The sequence below is a fragment of the Microbacterium sp. genome, assembly GCF_026393345.1.
Lineage (GTDB): Bacteria > Actinomycetota > Actinomycetes > Actinomycetales > Microbacteriaceae > Microbacterium.
On record NZ_JAPLAI010000036.1, the window covers coordinates 44,461 to 60,782 of the forward strand.

The window sequence follows — 16,322 nt, forward strand, 5'->3', positions numbered from 1 at the left end:
CTCACCCTAGCCGGGCGAACCCGGGTCAGCGCCTGCGCCGAGTGGCGTCCTCGACCTCGCCGACGAGTTCTTCGATGATGTCCTCGAGGAACAGCACGGCGGTCGTGACGCCGGCGTCGTTACGCACCTGGGCGAGGTGGCGGCCCGCCTGACGCATGAGCGCGAGGGCGTCCTCGAGGTCCGTCCCCTCCTGCAGCGGCACCATATGGTGGATGCGCTTGGCGGGGATCGGACGGGCGAGGTAGACGTCGTCGGTCGCTTCCGCGACCCGGAGCACGTCCTTCAGGTGCACGTAGCCGACCGGCGTGTGCTCGGCGTCCACGATCACGTAGCGGGAGAAGCCGTGCTTGGCGACCGCCCGCTCGATCTCGGCGGGGGTCGTCGTGGTCGGCAGGGTCACGAGCTCGGCGAGCGGCACCGCCACGTCCTTCACCTTCTTGTCGGTGAACTCGACCACCGCCGCGACCGTGCCGGCACTGTCGTCGAGCACGCCCTCGATGCGCGACTGGTTCACGATGGCCGCGACCTCGTCGAGCGTGAACGTGGATGCGGCCTCATCCTGCGGCTCCACGCGGAACAGCCGCACCGCGTGGTTCGCCAGCCAGTTGAGCGCCACGATGACCGGATGGAACAGCTTCGCCACCCACACCAGCGGCGGGGCGAGCATGAGCACCGCCCGGTCGGGCACCGAGAACGCGAGGTTCTTCGGCACCATTTCACCGAACACGACGTGCAGGTACGACACGATCACGAGCGTGACGATGAACGCGACGACATCGACCGTGGCCTCCGCCCAGCCGGTCCATTCCAGCGGTACCGCGAGCAGGTGGTGGATGGCGGGCTCGGAGACGTTCAGGATCAGCAGCGAGCAGATCGTGATGCCGAGCTGGCAGGTGGCCAGCATGAGCGTCGCGTGCTCCATGGCCCACAGCGCCGTCTTGGCCGAGCGCGACCCGCGTTCGGCGAGCGGTTCGATCTGCGAGCGGCGCGCGGAGATGACCGCGAACTCGGCGCCGACGAAGAAGGCGTTGAAGATCAGCAGCACGACCAGCCAGAGGATTCCCGCCCAATCGTTCATCGGCGATCACCGCCCCGGTCGCCCGCATCCGGTTCCGTGCCTGCCGGCATCGGCCGCGGTGTGAACCGCACCCGATCCACCCGCCGTCCGTCCATCCGCACGACTTCGAGCGTGCCGTCGTCGATCGTGAGGGTGTCGCCGACCACGGGGATGCGTTCCAGTTCGCTCATGAGGAAGCCACCGACAGTGTCGTAGACCTCGCCCTCGGGGACGCGGATGCCGGTGCGGTCGAGCAGTTCGTCGGGTCGCAGGCTCGCGGGGAACGTCAGCGAATCGGCGCCGCGGACGACGCCGGCGCGGCGCCGGTCGTGCTCGTCGAGCACCTCGCCGACGATCTCCTCGACCAGGTCCTCCAGGGTCACGACGCCGGCGGTGCCGCCGTACTCGTCCACCACGATCGCCATCTGGTAGCCGCGCGAGCGCAGCTCCGTGATCAGCGCGTCGAGGTGCACGGTCTCGGGCACCCGGAGCGCCTCGCTGGAAAGCGCCGCCGCGGGAACGTCGCCGCGACGGTCGCGGGGCACGCTGACGGCGGCCTTCAGGTGCACGATGCCGACGATGTCGTCCATGGACTCGCCGAAGACCGGGAACCTGCTGTGACCGGTGTCACGGGCGAGCCGCACGATCTCCTCGACCGGGTCGTCGGCGGCGAGCGCGTGCACCCGCGGGCGCGGGGTCATGACGTCGGCCGCGGTCAGCCGCGCGAAGGTGAGACTCCGGTCGAGCAGGGATGCGGTGTCCTCCTCCAGCACACCGGCACTGGCGGAGCGGCGCACGAGGCTCGACAGTTCCTCCGCGGTGCGGGCGCCCGACAGCTCCTCCTTGGGCTCGATGCCCATGCCGCGCAGGACCGCGTTCGCGCTGCCGTTGAGCAGCCACACCGCCGGGCGGAACACGGTCGTGAAGCCGACCTGGAACGGCATGACGACCTTCGCGGTCACCCGCGGGATCGCCAGGGCGAGGTTCTTCGGCACGAGCTCGCCGACGATCATGGAGAACACGGTCGCGATCGCGATGCCGATGATCGCGGCCAGCGGCACCCGCACACCCTCGGGCAACCCCCCCGCGGCAAACAGCGGCCCGAGCAGCTCGGAGATCGCCGGCTCCATCATGTAACCGGTCAGCAGCGTCGTGAGTGTGATCCCCAGCTGGGCGCTGGACAGGTGCGTCGACGTGTGCCGCAGCGCGTCGATCGTTAGCGACAACCGGGTCTCACCGGCGGCGCGGCGAGATTCGAGATCGGCACGGTCGAGGTTCACGAGCGCGAACTCGCTGGCGACGAACAAGCCCGTCCCCACCGTGAGCAGGAGCCCCACGCCCAGCATGACGTACGCGGTCACACGTCACCTCCCGAGTGGGAGGCGGGTTGGCGGGGCGATCGTCTGCAATGTGGAGGGTCGTCCATTGTGTCGCCCATTCTACGGCAGCCCCGCCGGTCTGCATCCGTGCTGTCAAGGATGACGATTCCTGACAGTGCGGATAATGATTCCCAATCGTTCCCCTGGGACACGCCGGATCCGGACCATGGGATTACCCGCTGAGATACCATGGAAGCTCGTGTGTTCGGGTCGCCAACGGCCCGGAAATGACCACAGCGGAATCCACGAAAGCAGGCGATCTTCAGTGTCGAGCCAGGTGACAGGCGTCGGGGTATCGAGCGAAGGAGAGTTCGGGGCCAACGAATGGCTCGTCGAGGAACTGTACGAGCAGTACCAGGTCGACAAGAACTCCGTGGACAAGTCGTGGTGGCCGATCCTCGAGTCGTACAAGCCCGCTGACACCACCGACGCGAAGACGCTGGCGACCGCGAGTGCCGCCCCGGCCCCGTCCGCCACGGAGCCCCGGCCGACGACCGCCGCGATCCCCGTCGTCGGCGCCGCACCCGTCGCCCGCACCACCGCGAAGCCCGCCGCCCCGCAGCCGATCCCGGCACAGGCCCCGAGCCCGCAGCCCTCCGACCCGAAGGCTGCGGTCGAAGAGGACACCGTCACGACCCTCCGCGGCATGACGAAGACCCTCGCGGCCAACATGGACGAGTCGCTCACGGTCCCGACCGCAACGAGCGTGCGCACGGTTCCCGCCAAGCTGATGATCGACAACCGCATCGTCATCAACAACCACATGTCCCGCACCCGCGGCGGCAAGGTCAGCTTCACCCACGTCATCGGGTGGGCGCTCATCCAGGCGCTCAAGGAGTTCCCGAGCCAGAACGTCTTCTACGCCGAGGTCGACGGCAAGCCGTCCGTCGTCGCACCCGCTCACATCAACCTCGGCATCGCGATCGACCTGCCCAAGCCCGACGGCACTCGTGCCCTCATGGTGCCGAGCATCAAGCGCGCCGAGACCCTCACGTTCACCGAGTTCCTCGCGTCTTACGAGGACCTGGTCAAGCGGGCCCGGGCCAACAAGCTGACGGCCGCCGACTTTCAGGGCACGACGATCTCGCTCACGAACCCGGGCGGCATCGGCACTGTCCACTCCGTGCCCCGTCTGATGAAGGGTCAGGGATGCATCGTGGGCGCCGGCGCCCTCGAGTACCCGGCCGAGTTCCAGGGCGCGAGCGGCAACACGCTGTCCGAGCTCGGCATCGGCAAGACGATCACCCTGACGAGCACCTACGACCACCGGGTGATCCAGGGCGCCGGCTCCGGCGAGTTCCTCAAGAAGGTGCACGAGCTGCTCATCGGGCAGCGCGACTTCTACGATCACATCTTCGCCGCGCTGCGCATCCCCTATGCACCGATCCGCTGGTCCAGCGACATCCACGTCGACCTCGCCGAGCGCATCGACAAGGCCGCCCGCGTGCAGGAGATCATCAACTCCTACCGCGTCCGCGGGCACCTGATGGCCGACATCGACCCGCTCGAGTACGTGCAGCGCACCCACCCCGACCTCGAGATCGAGAACCACGGCCTGACGTTCTGGGACCTGGACCGCGAGTTCGTCACCGGCGGTTTCGGCGGCAAGCGCGTGATGAAGCTGCGCGACGTGCTCGGCGTGCTGCGTGACTCCTACTGCCGCACCACGGGCGTGGAGTACATGCACATCCAGGATCCGGTGCAGCGCAAGTGGTTCCAGGACAACCTCGAGGTGCACTACCAGAAGCCCGGCCACGACGAGCAGCTGCGCATCCTGTCGAAGCTGAACGAGGCCGAGGCGTTCGAGACGTTCCTGCAGACCAAGTACGTCGGTCAGAAGCGCTTCAGCCTGGAGGGCGGCGAGTCACTCATCCCGTTGCTCGACGAGATGCTGCAGGGCGCGGCCTCGGCCGGACTCGACGGCGCCGCGATCGGCATGGCGCACCGCGGTCGCCTCAACGTGCTGACCAACATCGCGGGCAAGACCTACGGCCAGGTGTTCCGCGAGTTCGAGGGCACCACGCTCCCCGGCAACAAGCACGGCTCCGGCGATGTGAAGTACCACCTCGGCACGGAGGGCACGTTCGTCTCGGATGCGGGCACCGAGCTGCCCGTGCTCCTCGCGGCGAACCCGTCGCACCTCGAGACCGTCGACGGCGTGCTCGAGGGCATCGTCCGCGCCAAGCAGGACCGCAAGCCCATCGGCACCTTCTCGTGGCTGCCGATCCTCGTCCACGGCGACGCCGCGTTCGCCGGCCAGGGCGTGGTCGTCGAGACGCTGCAGATGTCGCAGCTGCGCGGCTACCGCACCGGCGGCACCATCCACGTCGTGGTCAACAACCAGCACGGCTTCACCACCCTGCCGGTCGACGGCCGCACCTCCGTGTACGCCACGGACGTCGCCAAGACCATCCAGGCGCCGGTGCTGCACGTCAACGGCGACGACCCGGAGGCCGTCGTCCGCGCCGCGGAGCTCGCGTTCCGCTACCGCCAGGAGTTCCACCGCGACATCGTCATCGACCTCGTCTGCTACCGCCGACGCGGTCACAACGAGGGCGACGACCCCTCGATGACGCAGCCGCTGATGACCAACCTCGTCGAGGCGAAGCGGTCCGTCCGTCGCCTGTACACCGAGGCCCTCGTCGGCCGCGGCGACATCACCGAGGAGGAGTACGAGCAGGCCAAGCGCGACTTCCAGGATCGCCTCGAGGTGGCATTCGCGCAGACCCATGCCGCCGAGACCGGTACGACCGACATCGTCAGCGAGACCGCCGAGGTCGAGCCCGCCGTCGGCGCCCCGGAGACCACCGGCGTCTCGACCGAGGTCGTGCACCTCATCGGTGACGCGTTCGTGAACAAGCCCGAGGGCTTCACGGTGCACACCAAGCTGCAGCAGCTGCTGGACAAGCGTCACGCCATGAGCCGCAACGGCGGGATCGACTGGGCGTTCGGTGAGCTGCTCGCGTTCGGCTCGCTCGTGCTGGAGGGCACGCCCGTGCGCCTCGCCGGCCAGGATGCCCGCCGCGGCACCTTCGTGCAGCGTCACGCCGTGTTCCACGACCGCTCGAACGGGCAGGAGTGGCTGCCGCTGGTCAACCTCGCCCAGAACCAGGGCCGCTTCTTCGTGTACGACTCGCTCCTCAGCGAGTACGCCGCGATGGCGTTCGAGTACGGCTACTCGGTGGAGCGCCCCGACGCGCTGGTGCTGTGGGAAGCGCAGTTCGGCGACTTCGTCGACGGCGCGCAGACCGTCATCGACACCTACCTGACCGCGGCCGACCAGAAGTGGGGCCAGCAGTCGAGCGTCGTGCTGCTCCTCCCCCACGGCTACGAGGGCGCCGGCCCCGACCACTCCTCGGCACGCATCGAGCGCTTCCTGCAGATGTGCGCGCAGGACAACATGATCGTCGCCCGCCCGTCGACGCCCGCGTCGCACTTCCACCTGCTGCGCCGACAGGCGTATGCCCGGCCGCGCAAGCCTCTCGTGGTGTTCACCCCGAAGGCGATGCTGCGTCTGCGCGACGCGACGAGCCCGGTGGAGGACTTCACTCAGGGCACGTTCGAGCCGGTGATCGACGATTCGCGTGAGCTCGATCGCACCGCCGTGACCCGTGTCCTGCTGCACTCCGGCAAGATCCACTGGGACCTCGCGGCGGAGCTGGCGAAGAACCCGAACGAGAAGATCGCGCTGGTGCGCCTGGAGCAGTACTACCCGGCCCCGATCGACGAGCTCAACGCCGTCATCGACAGCTACCCGAACGCCGAGCTCGTCTGGGTGCAGGAGGAGCCGGAGAACCAGGGCGCCTGGCCGTTCATCGCCCTCGAGGTCGTGAAGTACCTGCACGGCCGGACGATCCGGGTCGTCTCCCGCGCCGCATCCGCGTCGCCGGCCGCCGGCTCCGCGAAGACGCACGCCATCGAGCACGCCGCGCTGATGCAGAAGGCCCTCGAGCTCTGATCGCGAACTCGCCTGCCCGAACCACCGAGACCATATCCATGCCGTGAGGCGACATCGGATCGGATGTCGTCTCGACGAATGGATGCGGTCTCGCGGGCGGGAGGGCGCGCGAGGCGTCAGTGGTGAGTGGCCTGCGCGGCGCGCAACCGGCTGAGAACCTGGTCGCGCAGCTGCTCCGGCGCGGTCTCCCGGCACGCGCGCGCCACGACCTCGGTGAGGGTGCGGGCCACGAGGGCCTCGTTCCGGCACGCCTCGCACGTGGCGAGGTGCTCGGTGATATCGGAGTGCTGGGTGTGGCACACCTCGTTGCGCAGGTACTCCTCAAGGTCGCGACGGGCCTCGTCGCAGCCGCAATCAGTCATTTCGTGCTCCTGGATGCCGGCGGGGTGATGCCCCGCTCCTGGGCGTAATCGGCAAGCAGTTCACGCAGCATCCGTCTGCCACGGTGCAGACGGCTCATGACCGTGCCGATGGGGGTTTTCATGATGTCCGCGATCTCTTGATACGCGAAGCCTTCGACGTCCGCGAGATACACCGCAAGACGGAAATCCTCGGGGATCGACTGCAGTGCGTCCTTCACCACGGAGGACGGCATGTGGTCGATGGCCTCCGCCTCCGCGGAGCGCGAGCTGGTGGCGGTGGTGGATTCCGCCCCGCCCAGCTGCCAGTCCTCCAGGTCGTCGATCGCGCTCTGGTAGGGCTCACGCTGCTTCTTGCGGTAGGTGTTGATGTACGAGTTCGTGAGGATGCGGTACAGCCACGCCTTGAGGTTCGTCCCCTGCGTGAAGCTCGCCCACGAGGCGAAGGCCTTCACGAACGTCTCCTGCACCAGATCCGCGGCGTCGGCGGGGTTACGCGTCATCCGCATGGCAGCCGCGTAGAGCTGATCCATGAACGGGAGCGCCTGCTCCTCGAACTGCGTGCGCACATCGGCCTGGTCGTCCATCACGCGCAAGTCTACGGGGGGTGCGTCGGGTCGCTGCATGGTCGCGAGCATCCGCATCCTCCCTCCGGAGGCGCCGGCGTGCGCCCCTCGGTAGTCTGGAACCGATGAGCATCCCGCGGTATTCCCCCCGTCCCTGGTCGGCGCCCACCGTCCCCGGTCCCGTGACCGCGACCGTGGCCGTCCCCGGCTCGAAATCGCTGACGATCGCGGACGGTCCGGCCACCGTCCGCGCGCCGCTGCACTCCGACGATTCCGCGCGCATGATCCACGCGCTCCGGGCGCTGGGCGTCGGCATCGAGCCGGTCCCGGGCGAGGGCCGGTTCGGCGACGATCTGCGGGTGACGCCTCCCGCCCACCTCGCCGGGGGTGGCACGGTGGACTGCGGCCAGGCGGGCACCGTGATGCGGTTCGTGACACCGCTCACGGGTCTCGCGGCAGGCGACGTCGCCGTCACCGCCGATGCCAGCGCGCTGCACCGCCCCATGGGCGAGATGATCCGGGCCCTCCGGCAGGTCGGTGTCGACATCGACGACGGCGGCAGCTGGGCGCTGCCCTTCACGGTGCGCGGACGCGGCCGCGTCGTCGGCGGCGAGGTGGAGATCGACGCGAGCGCGTCGAGCCAGTTCGTCTCGGGGCTGCTGCTGGCCGCCGCACGGTACGACGTCGGGCTGCGGCTGCGTCATCGCGGACCGCGGCTTCCCAGCATCCCGCACATCGACATGACCGTCGACGCGCTCGCGCACCGCGGTGTCCATGTGGAGCGTCCGGCGCCCGGCGAATGGATCGTGCCGCCGATGGTGCCGCATTCCAAGGACGTGACGATCGAGCCCGATCTGTCCAACGCGGCGCCGTTTCTCGCCGCCGCGCTCCTCACCGGCGGCTCCGTCACGGTGGGGGGCTGGCCCGCCCACTCCACCCAGCCCGGAGCCCAGTTGCCGGAGCTCCTCGCGGCGTTCGGCGCGCACAGCGTCCGTCGCCACGGCGCGCTGACGGTCACCGGCGGCGACCGTCTCACCCCCGTCGAGCTGGATCTGTCGGCCGTGGGGGAACTCACCCCGACCCTCGTCGGCATCGCGCTGTTCGCCGACGGCCCCTCCACCTTCACCGGCATCGGCCACATCCGGGGCCACGAGACCGATCGAATCGCCGCGCTCGTCGACGACATCCGCGCTGTCGGCGGCGAGGCGGAAGAGCTGCCCGACGGCATCCGGGTCATCCCGCGCCCGCTCGCCGGCGGCGTCTGGCGCGCCCACCACGACCACCGGCTCGCCACCACCGGCGCCCTCGTGGGACTCCGGGTCCCCGGGGTCGAGGTCGACGACATCGGCACCACCGCCAAGACCATGCCGGAGTTCCCGGAGCTCTGGGCCCGGATGCTGGGTCGGCAGAACGACGCCGTATGAGCTGGCTGGAGCCCGACGACGAGGACGAGGAACCCGACTACGAGGTCCGCGTCCGCCCGAACCCGAAGGCCAACCGGCCGCGCACCAAGCGCAGGCCCGCGCATGCGGACGCTCAAATCGCCCGGGTCACGGGCGTCGACCGGGGTCGGTACGCCGTGCTCTTGGACGAGGACGGCCCCACCGAACGCGAGGTGACCGCCACCCGGGCCCGGGAGCTGCGAAAGCAGCCCATCGTCACGGGCGACCGGGTGCGGGTCGTGGGCGACACCAGCGGGGACCAGGGCACGCTCGCCCGCATGATCGGAATCGAGCCCCGCACGACGCTGCTGCGCCGCAGCGCCGACGACTCGGACGACGTCGAACGGATCGTCGTCGCCAACGCCGATCAGATGCTGGTGGTCGTCGCGGCGGCCGACCCGGAACCGCGGGCCCGTCTCGTCGACCGCTACCTCATCGCCGCCCTGGATGCCGGGATCCGTCCCATGCTCGTCGTGACCAAGACGGATCTCGCCGATCCGTCCGAGTTCCTCACGCACTTCGACGGGATCGACCTGCAGGTGTTCACCAGCCGCCGCGGCGAGATGCCGGTCGAACGCATCGGAGCCGAGCTCGTGGGACGCTCGACCGTGTTCGTCGGGCACTCCGGGGTCGGCAAGTCGACCCTGGTGAATGCCCTGGTGCCGTCCGCCGGCCGCGCCACCGGTCACGTCAACGAGGTCACCGGCCGGGGGCGCCACACCTCGTCGTCGACCGTGTCACTGCGCTATCGGAGCGATGCCGGCACCGGCTGGGTCATCGACACCCCGGGCGTAAGGTCCTTCGGGCTCGGACACGTGGACCCCGCCAACATCCTGCGCGCGTTCACCGACCTGGCGCTCGTCGCCGAGGACTGCCCCCGCGGCTGCACGCATCTGCCGGATGCCCCCGACTGCGCCATCATGGAGGCGGTCGCGGCGGGACGGCTCGGCCCCACCGGTCCCGGTCGGCTGGACTCGCTGCAGCGCCTGCTGTCGACGTTCGCGTCCCGCGACGTGGGGTACGGCCGGCCCACGCAATAGGCTGGGGACATGACACTGCAGCCCGGAGATCTGGCCCCCGACTTCACCCTCCTGGACCAGGACGAGCACCCGGTGTCGCTGCACGATCTGCGCGGATCCCGCGTCATCGTGTACTTCTACCCCGCGGCGATGACCCCCGGCTGCACCACGCAGGCGTGCGACTTCCGGGACAGCCTGTCATCGCTGACGGCTGCAGGTTTCACGGTGCTCGGCATCTCCCGTGATACTCCAGCGAAGCTGCGCGAGTTCCGCGAGCGCGACGGTCTCACCTTCCCGCTCCTCTCCGACCCGGAGCACGCGGTGCACGACGCCTACGGTGCGTGTGGCGAGAAGATGAACTACGGCAAGACCGTCGAGGGCGTGCTGCGCTCGACGTACGTGATCGACGCCGAAGGACGCATCGAGGTCGCCCAGCGGAATGTGAAGGCCACCGGCCACGTGGCGCGGCTCCGCAAGCTTCTGGGCGTCGACGCCTAGGCCCGGTCCTGCACGCCCCGCCAGCGGGCCCTCAGCGCGTCTCCGGCCCTACGAGACCGGCGCGTCCCCTTCAGCGGTGCGGTTGCGCCGCCCGGCGTGCGCGACGGCGACGAGCAGCAGGACGAAGACCACGACCGCGGGCAGTGCCAGCAGGAGTGCCACCAGCGGATGCGCATAGGCACCGGTGGCGGCGCCACCCGCGACCGCGAGAATGAGCAGCTGCGTGACGATACCGCCCGAGCGTCCCCATGACCGCGCGCGAAGGGTCGCGACGCCGAAGGCGATCACCGCCGCGGCGCCCAGCAGGGTGAGCACGAGCAGCGCGATCGCGCTGGTGACGGAATCGGTGTTGCCGCCCGCCAGTTCGACCGCCTGCCACACCGCGAGCGCGAGGACACCGACTCCCTCGAGGGTCACGAGGACCCCCGCCAGCCATTCCGCCAGGGTCGTTTTCATGCGCGTGGATGCTCCATTCGGATGCGGCGAACCGCCGCTCAGAGCCGTCTCCGGGGCGAGTGAACTCCGGGGAAACGGAAACTGAACCTTGTCAAGGTGGGGTCGCTGTGGGACGATGGAGTACGTCGTGTGCTCCCACAGCGACGTGGGGCGGGCTTGAAGTCCGCACACCGAAACAGAGTAACGGACATGTCTTCGTGCTCTGAAGAGAACCCACCCGAAGTTTCGTACCCTGAGGAGCACAACCATGGATTGGCGCGACAAAGCGGCCTGCTTGACGGTAGACCCCGAACTGTTCTTCCCGGTGGGGAACACGGGTCCTGCGGTCGACCAGATCGAAAAGGCCAAGGCCGTGTGCGCCCGGTGCACCGTCACCGAGATCTGCCTGCAGTACGCCCTGGAGTCCGGTCAGGACTCGGGCGTGTGGGGCGGACTGTCCGAGGATGAGCGTCGCGCGCTGAAGCGCCGCGCCGCGCGCGCCCGCCGCGCCTCCTGACGCGCCCTCACCCCACGGTCAGCCGGCGTCGCGCTCGATGTACCGCAACGGGATATCGATCGTGACCTCGGTGCCGCTACCCATGACGGTGTGCCAGTCGATGGTGCCGCCGAGCTCGCCCTGGATGAGGGTGCGCACGATCTGCGTCCCGAGACCGCGCCCGACCTGACCCTCCGGCAACCCGATGCCGGTGTCGCGCACGCGCACCTCGAGGCTCTCCTCCGTGCGCTCGGCGCTGATCTCCACCTCACCCTCCTGCCCGGCCAAGCCGTGCTCGACGGCGTTGGTCACGAGTTCGGTCAGGGCGAGGGCGAGCGGGGTGGCGTATTCGCTGGGCAGGGTGCCGAACGTCCCGGTCTTGCGCGTCTTCGCGCGGGTGTTCGGGGCGGCGGCCACCTCGGCGGCGAGCTTCAGCACGCGGGAGAAGACCTCGTCGAAATCCACGTTCTGGGTGAGACCCTCGGAGAGCGTGTCGTGGACCACCGCGATCGCCGCGACGCGCCGGGTGGCGTGTGTCAGCGCGTCCCGCGCCTCGTCGGAGTGGGTACGGCGGGCCTGGATGCGCAGCAGCGACGCCACCGTCTGCAGGTTGTTCTTCACCCGGTGATGGATCTCGCGGATGGTCGCATCCTTGGTGATGAGCTCCTGGTCGCGGTGGCGGAGTTCCGTCACATCACGGCACAGCACGATCGCGCCGATCCGGGTGCCGTGGTCGCGAAGCGGGATCGCGCGCAGCGACACCGTGACCCCGCGAGCCTCCACATCCGTCCGCCACGGTGCCCGCCCGCTCGCCACCACCGGCAGGGACTCGTCGAACTGACGCTTCTCCGGCAGGATCTGGGTGATCACCTCGACCAGCGGCTCCCCCTCGAGTTCGTCGTCGAACCCCATGCGGTTGAAGGCCGACAGCGCATTGGGGCTGGCGAACGTGGTGATCCCGTCCACATCCAGCCGGATGAGGCCGTCGGAGGCGCGCGGCGCCCCGCGGCGGGGGGCAGTCGGCGCGGACAGATCCGGGAATTCCCCGGAGGCGACCATGCCGAACATGTCGTCGGCGCAGTCGTTGAAGGTGATCTGCTGGCGAGACGGCGTGCGTGCCTCACCGAGATTGGTGTGCCGGGTGAGGACGCCGAGCACCCGCGCGGGGGTGTCACCGCGGGCGGGTTCGCGCACGATCGGCACCGCGCGCACCCGGGTCGGGGTCTCCTCGAACCAGTCCGGCGACGCGGAGTCGACGATCCGGCCGCTGTGGAAGGCCTCCCGCACCTGAGCGCGCCACTGCGGCCGTACCCGATCGCTGACGATGTCGCGGTAGAAGAGAGTGGCCGCGCCGCCCGGGCGGGTGTGCGCCACGGCGATGAACGAGTCGTCGGGGGTCGGCACCCAGATCACGATGTCGGCGAACGCGAGGTCCGCCAGCAGCTGACCGTCAGCGGCCAGCCGGTGGAGCCACTCCACATCCGCGGGATCGGAGAATCCCTGGGCGTACACGAGGTCCGAGAGCGTCGACACGGACCCAGCCTAAGGGACGGTCCGCGCCGGCCCGCCGAGGGTCGCGCGGGCGGGGGCGCGCTACCGGGCGCCCACCGCGACCGGGCGTCGACGTGCCGGTACCCCGGCCGGCGCCGGGGGCAGGATCCCCTCCGTGGCGAGGCGGCGCACCGCCGCGACGAGCGGTGAGCGAGGTGCGGCCTCGGCGACCGGTCGCGCAGCGAGTCGACCGGCATCCGCGCCCCGCGCGTCCTCCGGCACGAACCACACCTCGGTGACGCCCGCGTACCGCTCCAGGGCGCGGCGGATCTGGCCGCGCGGGTCGACCCCCACCGCGCCCGAGCGGAGGCGGTTCACCACCACGGTGATCTCCGCCGCACCGATGACGGCGCGAAGCTCCGCCTGTGCCCGGATGAAGCGGGCGACACCGACCGGGTCCGCGGTGAGGACGGCCACGACACGATCCGCCGCTCCCAGTGCGGCGAGCGTGGCGGCGTTCCGGCGGGGTCCGTCGACGAGGTCGGACACGATCTCCTCATCCCGCTCCAGCGACGCCGCGACATCGACGACCGTCACCGGCGCCCACGCCTGGCAGGCGGCGAGCGCCCCGGTGACCCGTCGCGCCGAAAGCTCCGGCCACCGACCGGGACGGTTGATCCCGACGAGGACGTCGACGTCGCGACCGGGCATGCCGAGCGGCACGCTGATGCGAGCGAGCTCCGCGGTGTCGAGGCCACCGAGCTCCAGCTGACGGCACGCCGCCGGCAGGCCCGGCCCCTCATCGGGGAGACCGAGAGATAAGGCGATGGCGGGGGCGTGGGCGTCCGCGTCGACGAGCGCGGTGTGCCCGTGTGATCGGGCGAGTTCGACGGCGAGTTCCACGGCCAGGGTGGTGCGTCCCGGTGCCCCGTGCGAGCCCCAGACCGCGATCGTCGCCGGTCGACGCTGGTCCCCCGTCGAGGGATGCGGCTGCCATCGGAGGATGCGGTCGGCGAGGCGACGCGCCGACGACGATGGGGGCAGCGGCTCGCCGAGGCCGAGCGAGGCCGCCAGGCGCCGGGCTCCCGCATCCGCCCCCACCGGGACGAGGCGGGTGCCGGCCTGATCGGCCGCCGCGACGACGGCAGGAGCCAGCAGACGACGTGTCGCCCGGACGACGAGCAGGTCGGTGCCGCCGAGCGGCGGGAGCGGTTCCTGCTCGGGGGCGGTGCGCACCGCGACCCCCCGCACCGCCAGCTCGGCCGCCACCGCCGACGCCTGCGGCTCCGGCAGCACGATCAGCACCGTCGTCACGGTGTCCCACCCGTCGCGGGGACGACCGACAGCAGCGCATCGCCGGAGAGTGCGGCGAGGAGGTCGGCCACATCCGCCCGGGGAACGATGAGTTCGAGCGCCGTCCCCGTTCCGGAGACGAGGGCGTCGTCCTCGACGAGACGAGCGACCGTCGCGTCGGCGACGAGGATGCGGGGGCTCTCGAACTCACCCTCCGCCACCCGCGGGGCGACCCACACCTCCACCCGGCTCCCCGGGGCGACCGATGCGGGGACCGCCGTGCCCGAGGGGACGACGACCGTCGTCGTCTGCGCGGCATGGGCATCGGTGGGGACGAGCTCGCCCGCGGGGACCGTTCGCACCGCGACGGCACCCTCCGCGAGGCTGCCCGGGGCGGCGTATCGCAGCGCGAGGTCGCCCAGGGCGACCTCGGTGACCCGCACGTCGCCGGACGCCACGGTCTCCCCCGCCACGAGCGTTCGGGCGGCGACGAGGACGGGCGCGGTCTGGCGAGCGGTCGCGACCACGAACCATACCCCGGCGATCGAGGCGACGACGATGAGGATGCCCACGAGGAAACGGGGGTCGATCCACACCGAACGGGCGCGGGGCCGGGGCGGGACGGTGGTCATGCGGACCATGGTCGCCGAGCTCGCCGCCGCGCGTCGGATGTTATCCACAACGTCCGTCGGGGTGGGCCGGAGCGGGGGCCCCGGCGGTCGATAATTGGATCATGCCCGAGTCGAGCCCGTTCGCGGGGCGCCACATCGCTCCCGCCGAGGTCGCCGAGGCGCTCGGCCTGTCGGTCGATGAGGTGCTCGCGCTGGTGCTCGACGGACGGTTGCGCGGTGCACGCCTGGGCTCCCCCGCGCAGTGGCGCATCGAGGAGGCCAGCGTCGTCGAATACCTTGACGACCAGACCGAGGAGGCCCGCCGGATGGCGCTGTGGCGCCAGTCCAACGCGGCGAGCTTTCCGGAGCTGTGGGGGCAGGGGCCGGTCCGGAACCCCGACTGATCAGACCCGGTCTGCGCGATCGTGGACGCGCACCCAGGCGGTCGCGCTGAATGGCACCATCCGGAAACCCGCGACGTCGGCGGCGCGCCGCGGCACACCCGGATCGTGCAGTGCGATGTCGAAGTGATCCGCGCCCGCCCGGTCGATCGTGCCGGTGAGCACCGAACCGTCGACCCGGTGCACGCTCACCTCGTCCCGCCGACGGGCGAGGTCGCGCAGCACGAACCCCAGGGTCATCCGCTCCGCCAATGAACGGGGCGCCGTGGGGATCTCTCGGGCACTGCGCAGCAGGTCTGTGTGCTCCAGCCGGAGTCCCAGCACCGCATCCGTCCGCAGGATCCCCGCACCGCCGGCGTCGATGTCGATACCGAGCCAGTCCTCGCCCACCGCGGTCAGCGCCCCGCGCACGGTCGCGGATCCGGCGAGATCGACGACCACGGCGGCGGCCGGCCGGGCCGTCAGTGCGCCCAGTCGCGCGCGCAACGCGAGCCGCGCCAGGCGCAGGCGTTCTGCCTCGGTGTCGAGAGCGGCACGCTCGGCCTCCCACTCGGACGCGAATTGGTCCTGCAGGTCCTCGAACAGCCGTTCCCAGCGCACGGGGCGACATTAGGCCAGACCGAGAGTCCAGATGAGAAGTTTTCCACAATCGCTCACCGGGTTCGTCGTGCGTGCTCTACTGAGCACACTCACCATCCCCCACCGAGTGAGGCAGCCATGGCACACCTCCAGGCGGGCGTCGCATCGACGCCCCGACCGTCACGACGGACCGCGTCCGCGGATTTCTTCGCGCCGCAGCCCACGTCCTCGGCAGAGCTGCCGGACCCCGTCCCGCTGCTGCGCAACCTCACCGCGGGCGTGCTCGAGTCCCTCGCCGGCGTCCGCGACCTCGATCAGCTCGCCCGCTGGCTCACCGAGGAGGCGTACCGCGGCCTGCTCACCCGAGTGAATCTGGCGATCCGTGCCCGCAGCGCGCGCGGCGTCCCCGCCGCCCGGCCGGTGCACTCGATCCTCAGCGTTCACCATTCCAGTCCTGCCGATGGCGTCGTCGAAGCGGTCGTGGTCGTCGCCGGCCCCGCTCGCACCCGGGCCATCGCGATCCGCCTCGAGGGCATCGACCACCGCTGGCGCGCCACCTCCCTCGCCCTGCTCTGAGGTGCCTCGCCCCCTTCAGGGGGCACTGTCGGCGGGATGCGGACTCCCGATCCCGCCGCACCTGCCACCCGAAGCACGCGCCCACATCCGCGTCACCGCTTAGGGGGCACTCTCGACCGGATCACGCACGCTGAAGCCGCCGCATCCGCCACCCGAAGGCGG

At 70.5% G+C, this 16,322-nt stretch carries 16 protein-coding genes; 7 read left to right on the forward strand and 9 right to left on the reverse strand.

Features of this window, described 5'->3' with window-relative positions:
* Positions 1-25: 25 nt before the first annotated feature.
* Entirely contained in the window at positions 26-1,078 is a 1,053-nt protein-coding gene (locus NT132_RS05475; protein ID WP_297786001.1) for a hemolysin family protein, read from the reverse strand.
* Positions 1,075-2,403 carry a hemolysin family protein gene (locus tag NT132_RS05480; RefSeq protein WP_297786152.1) on the reverse strand — a complete coding sequence of 443 codons (1,329 nt, stop codon included), beginning with the start codon at positions 2,401-2,403 and terminating at the stop codon, positions 1,075-1,077. The genes NT132_RS05475 and NT132_RS05480 overlap by 4 nt, the downstream gene beginning before the upstream one ends.
* A 298-nt stretch (positions 2,404-2,701) precedes the next feature.
* On the opposite strand from NT132_RS05480, the gene NT132_RS05485 reads away from it, so the two are divergent.
* A complete protein-coding gene (locus NT132_RS05485) occupies positions 2,702-6,394 on the forward strand; it encodes a multifunctional oxoglutarate decarboxylase/oxoglutarate dehydrogenase thiamine pyrophosphate-binding subunit/dihydrolipoyllysine-residue succinyltransferase subunit (RefSeq protein ID WP_297786004.1) in 3,693 nt (1,230 codons plus the stop codon).
* A 116-nt stretch (positions 6,395-6,510) separates the two neighbouring features.
* Here NT132_RS05485 and NT132_RS05490 read toward each other — a convergent pair whose 3' ends face one another.
* Positions 6,511-6,756: a zf-HC2 domain-containing protein gene (locus NT132_RS05490; RefSeq protein WP_297786007.1), complete on the reverse strand. Its 246-nt coding sequence runs from the start codon at positions 6,754-6,756 to the stop codon at positions 6,511-6,513.
* Positions 6,753-7,340 carry a sigma-70 family RNA polymerase sigma factor gene (locus tag NT132_RS05495; RefSeq protein ID WP_366940363.1) on the reverse strand — a complete coding sequence of 196 codons (588 nt, stop codon included), beginning with the start codon at positions 7,338-7,340 and terminating at the stop codon, positions 6,753-6,755. The genes NT132_RS05490 and NT132_RS05495 overlap by 4 nt, the downstream gene beginning before the upstream one ends.
* A gap of 104 nt (positions 7,341-7,444) precedes the next feature.
* On the opposite strand from NT132_RS05495, the gene aroA reads away from it, so the two are divergent.
* Genes aroA through bcp form a run of 3 tightly spaced genes read left to right on the forward strand, consistent with a single transcriptional unit; the run spans position 7,445 to position 10,278 of the window.
* Positions 7,445-8,743 carry a 3-phosphoshikimate 1-carboxyvinyltransferase gene (aroA, locus tag NT132_RS05500; protein WP_297786014.1) on the forward strand — a complete coding sequence of 433 codons (1,299 nt, stop codon included), beginning with the start codon at positions 7,445-7,447 and terminating at the stop codon, positions 8,741-8,743.
* Positions 8,740-9,801: a ribosome small subunit-dependent GTPase A gene (gene rsgA / locus NT132_RS05505; protein WP_297786017.1), complete on the forward strand. Its 1,062-nt coding sequence runs from the start codon at positions 8,740-8,742 to the stop codon at positions 9,799-9,801. The genes aroA and rsgA overlap by 4 nt, the downstream gene beginning before the upstream one ends.
* A gap of 9 nt (positions 9,802-9,810) precedes the next feature.
* Complete coding sequence (gene bcp / locus NT132_RS05510) at positions 9,811-10,278, forward strand: thioredoxin-dependent thiol peroxidase (RefSeq protein ID WP_297786020.1); 468 nt, start codon at positions 9,811-9,813, stop codon at positions 10,276-10,278.
* Positions 10,279-10,326: 48 nt separating this feature from the next.
* Here the strand turns inward: bcp and NT132_RS05515 are convergent, their stop codons facing one another.
* Positions 10,327-10,734: a histidine kinase gene (locus tag NT132_RS05515; protein WP_297786023.1), complete on the reverse strand. Its 408-nt coding sequence runs from the start codon at positions 10,732-10,734 to the stop codon at positions 10,327-10,329.
* Between the two features lie 247 nt (positions 10,735-10,981).
* Here NT132_RS05515 and NT132_RS05520 point away from each other — a divergent pair, with 247 nt between their 5' ends.
* Entirely contained in the window at positions 10,982-11,230 is a 249-nt protein-coding gene (locus NT132_RS05520; RefSeq protein WP_036295594.1) for a WhiB family transcriptional regulator, read from the forward strand.
* A gap of 18 nt (positions 11,231-11,248) precedes the next feature.
* On the opposite strand, the gene NT132_RS05525 is transcribed toward NT132_RS05520, so the two are convergent.
* Genes NT132_RS05525 through NT132_RS05535 form a run of 3 tightly spaced genes read right to left on the reverse strand, consistent with a single transcriptional unit; the run spans position 11,249 to position 14,625 of the window.
* Positions 11,249-12,742 carry a sensor histidine kinase gene (locus NT132_RS05525; RefSeq protein ID WP_297786028.1) on the reverse strand — a complete coding sequence of 498 codons (1,494 nt, stop codon included), beginning with the start codon at positions 12,740-12,742 and terminating at the stop codon, positions 11,249-11,251.
* 60 nt (positions 12,743-12,802) lie between these two features.
* Positions 12,803-14,014: a hypothetical protein gene (locus NT132_RS05530; protein ID WP_297786031.1), complete on the reverse strand. Its 1,212-nt coding sequence runs from the start codon at positions 14,012-14,014 to the stop codon at positions 12,803-12,805.
* The gene (locus tag NT132_RS05535) at positions 14,011-14,625 is read right to left on the reverse strand and encodes an SAF domain-containing protein (protein WP_297786034.1); all 615 of its coding nucleotides are present in this window, start codon (positions 14,623-14,625) and stop codon (positions 14,011-14,013) included. Before NT132_RS05535 ends, NT132_RS05530 begins: the two co-directional genes overlap by 4 nt.
* A gap of 101 nt (positions 14,626-14,726) precedes the next feature.
* Between NT132_RS05535 and NT132_RS05540 the strand changes: the two genes are divergently transcribed.
* Entirely contained in the window at positions 14,727-15,008 is a 282-nt protein-coding gene (locus tag NT132_RS05540) for a helix-turn-helix domain-containing protein (RefSeq protein WP_297786037.1), read from the forward strand.
* Here NT132_RS05540 and NT132_RS05545 read toward each other — a convergent pair whose 3' ends face one another.
* Entirely contained in the window at positions 15,009-15,605 is a 597-nt protein-coding gene (locus tag NT132_RS05545) for a hypothetical protein (protein ID WP_297786040.1), read from the reverse strand. It lies immediately after the preceding gene.
* A gap of 117 nt (positions 15,606-15,722) precedes the next feature.
* Between NT132_RS05545 and NT132_RS05550 the strand changes: the two genes are divergently transcribed.
* The gene (locus NT132_RS05550; protein ID WP_297786043.1) at positions 15,723-16,160 is read left to right on the forward strand and encodes an Rv3235 family protein; all 438 of its coding nucleotides are present in this window, start codon (positions 15,723-15,725) and stop codon (positions 16,158-16,160) included.
* Positions 16,161-16,322: the final 162 nt, after the last annotated feature.

Excerpts from the sequence above, each read along its gene's own strand:
- NT132_RS05475 (WP_297786001.1), bottom strand. The coding sequence starts at position 1,078 with ATGAACGATTGGGCGGGAATCCTCTGGCTGGTCGTGCTGCTGATCTTC.
- NT132_RS05480 (WP_297786152.1), bottom strand. The coding sequence starts at position 2,403 with ATGCTGGGCGTGGGGCTCCTGCTCACGGTGGGGACGGGCTTGTTCGTC.
- NT132_RS05490 (WP_297786007.1), bottom strand. The coding sequence starts at position 6,756 with ATGACTGATTGCGGCTGCGACGAGGCCCGTCGCGACCTTGAGGAGTAC.
- NT132_RS05495 (WP_366940363.1), bottom strand. The coding sequence starts at position 7,340 with ATGGACGACCAGGCCGATGTGCGCACGCAGTTCGAGGAGCAGGCGCTC.
- aroA (WP_297786014.1), top strand. The coding sequence starts at position 7,445 with ATGAGCATCCCGCGGTATTCCCCCCGTCCCTGGTCGGCGCCCACCGTC.
- rsgA (WP_297786017.1), top strand. The coding sequence starts at position 8,740 with ATGAGCTGGCTGGAGCCCGACGACGAGGACGAGGAACCCGACTACGAG.
- bcp (WP_297786020.1), top strand. The coding sequence starts at position 9,811 with ATGACACTGCAGCCCGGAGATCTGGCCCCCGACTTCACCCTCCTGGAC.
- NT132_RS05515 (WP_297786023.1), bottom strand. The coding sequence starts at position 10,734 with ATGAAAACGACCCTGGCGGAATGGCTGGCGGGGGTCCTCGTGACCCTC.
- NT132_RS05520 (WP_036295594.1), top strand. The coding sequence starts at position 10,982 with ATGGATTGGCGCGACAAAGCGGCCTGCTTGACGGTAGACCCCGAACTG.
- NT132_RS05535 (WP_297786034.1), bottom strand. The coding sequence starts at position 14,625 with ATGACCACCGTCCCGCCCCGGCCCCGCGCCCGTTCGGTGTGGATCGAC.
- NT132_RS05540 (WP_297786037.1), top strand. The coding sequence starts at position 14,727 with ATGCCCGAGTCGAGCCCGTTCGCGGGGCGCCACATCGCTCCCGCCGAG.
- NT132_RS05550 (WP_297786043.1), top strand. The coding sequence starts at position 15,723 with ATGGCACACCTCCAGGCGGGCGTCGCATCGACGCCCCGACCGTCACGA.